Source organism: Acidisoma cellulosilyticum (genome assembly GCF_020621385.1).
Taxonomy (GTDB): Bacteria; Pseudomonadota; Alphaproteobacteria; order Acetobacterales; family Acetobacteraceae; genus Acidisoma; species Acidisoma cellulosilyticum.
Map to the genome: position 1 here is coordinate 1 of NZ_JAESVA010000034.1, position 3225 is coordinate 3225.

Genomic DNA, 3225 nt, shown 5'->3' on the forward strand with positions numbered 1-3225 from the left:
TAGGTGCGCTGACGTCGGCGCCTGTTGTTTTGTCTGATTTTGTTGGTTCGTCTGAGCCGAATGGTTGGTATCAGTTCACGCTGGGATCTTTGTCGGATGTATCGCTGGCCTTGGCTGATCCCTTAGGATCAGGGTCGGCGACGATCACGCTGACGGATTCGAACGGCAATCAGATCAATGTGTCCTCTGCCTCGGCCGCTGACCCGGCCTTGTTCTTTACGAACCTGGCAGCCGGTACTTATTATATTCATGTTCACGCGACCAGCGACACGCCCTTCACCTTGACGAGTTCGGCAACGGCCTTGCCGAATGCGGCGGGGTCGAATTTCGCGGCGGCGACCGCCCTGGCGGCCCCGGTCGCCACGGTCGCCAGTGTCAGCGACTGGGTGGGTGCCGCGGCCCCGGCTGACTATTACAAATTCACCCTCACGGCAGCGGCGACCGTCAATCTGCAGCTGTCCAATGCCTCCGATACGCTGACGCTCTACGATGCCAATGGCAACCAGCTGGGCGCTACGTCCTCCAGCACGGGCTACCCGATCCTGTCCGACGCCCTGACCATCGGCACCTATTATGTCGCGGTCACAGGCACCGTGGACGGAGCCTATACGCTCTCGACCTGGACGGGCCTGCCTGCGGTGGCAACGGCCGCCGCAGCCGACAATGCCGGCAATACGATCGCGGCTGCTAATACGACATCACTTGCTGCACTGACCGCCTTGGCCAAGACTGTGGCGGGCTGGGTCTCGTCCGCCGATACCGATGACTATTACAAATTCACCCTGGCAAGCCTCTCGACAGTCTCCCTCCGTCTCTCCGGCATCAGTGCCACCGACTACGCTTATCTCTACGTCTATGATGCGACCGGTACACAGGTCGCCGGCGTGGTGGGGTCAAATATCAATCCTGGCTCGATCGTGCAGGATCTGGCAGCCGGAACCTATTATATTGATGTCGAGGATGCTTCTGGCAGCGGCACCGGCTACAGCCTGCTGGCGACACCAACCGCGCTCCCCAATGTCACGGGTAAGACCCAGGCCGCGGCGACGGCGCTTGGCACTTTGACAACCACAGCGGTCAGCAAATCCGACTGGGTCGGCAATGCCGCACCGGACGACTATTATAAATTCACCCTCGCGGGTCTGTCCTCCCTCTCGCTTACCCTTACCGGCAATACCAATGCGAGCGGGGTCGTCACTCTACTGAATGCCGCAGGCAATGTGCTCGAATACAACTACTTTGCGCCTGGCGGGATGACGCTTTCGGATAATCTGGCTGCCGGTAACTATTACATCCATGTCAGCGACAGTATCGACACCGTCTATACCCTGTCGGCGTCCGAGACTGCGCTGCCCAATGCCATCGGCACCACGCTCGCGGCAGCGACCGCGCTTGGCACGCTGACCGCGGCCGGGATCAGCAAATCAGATTGGATCGGCAGCGCCGCACCGGAAGATTTCTACAAATTCACGCTCTCCTCCTTGTCCACGGTTGCTCTGCAACTGACCGGTCTCAGCAATCCCAATGAGACCCTCTATCTTCTGGATAGTTCGGGCAATCAGATCGCCTATACCTATTATCCTGCCAATGGCAGCATCTTCTCGGCCGATCTGGCGGCCGGAACCTATTACATCCATATCATCGACAGCTACGATACAACCTACACGCTGGCGGCGTCGGAGACGGCTTTGCCCAATGCCGCCGGGTCAGGCCTCGCGACAGCAACGAGCGTCGGGGCACTTGGCGCCACGGCTGTCACCAAATCCGACTGGGTCGGCAATGCCGCGCCGAACGACTATTACAAATTCACGCTCTCCGCCGCCTCCACAGCCGTCACGCTCAAGCTGGCGACGGCCATCGGCAGCGGCACGGTCTATCTGCTCGACAGTTCGGGCAATCAGATTGATGTATCATCATATGGCACTGGCGGCCTAGCCTCGGTGGTCGATACGCTGGCCGCCGGAACCTATTACGTCGAGGTTACGGACAGTACCGACACGAATTACAGCCTGACCTTCTCGACCGGCAAACCAACGGTCGGCACCGCGGCGACGGATGGTGCCGGCAATACGCTGGCCGCCGCCAAGGTCATCGGTGCGCTGACCACCACCCCTCAGACTTATGCGGATTGGCTGGGTGCTGCCGATACCCGCGACGCCTATCAGTTCACGCTCTCCTCTCTCTCAGCGGTGACCCTGCAAGTCTCCGGCCTGGCTGCCAGTACCTCCGATTATGTCTCGCTTTACGATGCGGACGGCCGGCTCGTCACCGCGACCTATGCCGGTGCGACCTATAACGGCTTGATCACCGACAATCTCGGCGCCGGCACCTATTACGCCGTCGTCGATTATAGCAGCACCAATTCGGGCTATAGCCTCTCCGCTTCAGCGGTCGCTTTGCCGAATGCGGTCGGCACCACGCTCGCCACGGCCACCAGCCTCGGCACCCTGAGCACGACCGCTGTCAGCGTCTCGGATTGGGTGGGCACGGCCGCCCCGGACGACGATTACAGCTTCACGCTCTCAAGCCTCTCGACGGTCGCCTTCTCCCTGGCCGGGACTTCGAACGGCAGTGCGACCCTCACGCTCTTCGACAGTTCGGGGAACCAGATCACATCGGTCACGCCCTATGCCGCGCTCTCGGGCGCCGCCCTGACGGCAACGCTGGCCGCCGGAACCTATTACCTCAACCTGCATGACACCACCGACACCACCTATACGCTAACGGCCAGTTCCAGCACCGCGGCCGGGACGGCTTCTGCCCTTCTGGCAGGGCGCTCGCTTGCCGCAGCCAATACCCTGGGCAATCTGGGCGCGACGCCCGTCACGCAGACGGATTGGGTCGGGCAGGCAGCCCCGGATGACTGGTATCAGTTCACCCTGGCATCCCTGTCCAACGTCTCGCTTGACCTCTCCGGCCTGCTCGGCCCGGTGACCGTCACGCTGACCGATGCCGACGGCAATCAGATCACCGCCACGTCGAGCGATACCGGCACCATCCGCACGCCGCTGTCCGATCTGGCAGCCGGCACCTATTACATCCACATCAATGCGACGACGGACACGCCCTTCACCCTGACGGCGGCGGCAACGGCCCTGCCGAACAGCCCCAGCCAGACCCTGGCGGCGGCGACCGCCCTGGCGGCCCCGGTCGCCACGGTCGCCAGTGTCAGCGACTGGGTGGGTGCCGCGGCCCCGGCTGACTATTACAAATTCACCCTCACGG

General features: G+C 62.0%; 1 protein-coding gene. It reads left to right on the forward strand.

The genetic code is table 11. The features are described 5' to 3' along the window. Positions 1-29: 29 nt before the first annotated feature. Positions 30-3225 (forward strand): beta strand repeat-containing protein (locus ACELLULO517_RS28370; protein ID WP_227310862.1); only part of this gene is annotated, 3196 nt, incomplete at its 3' end.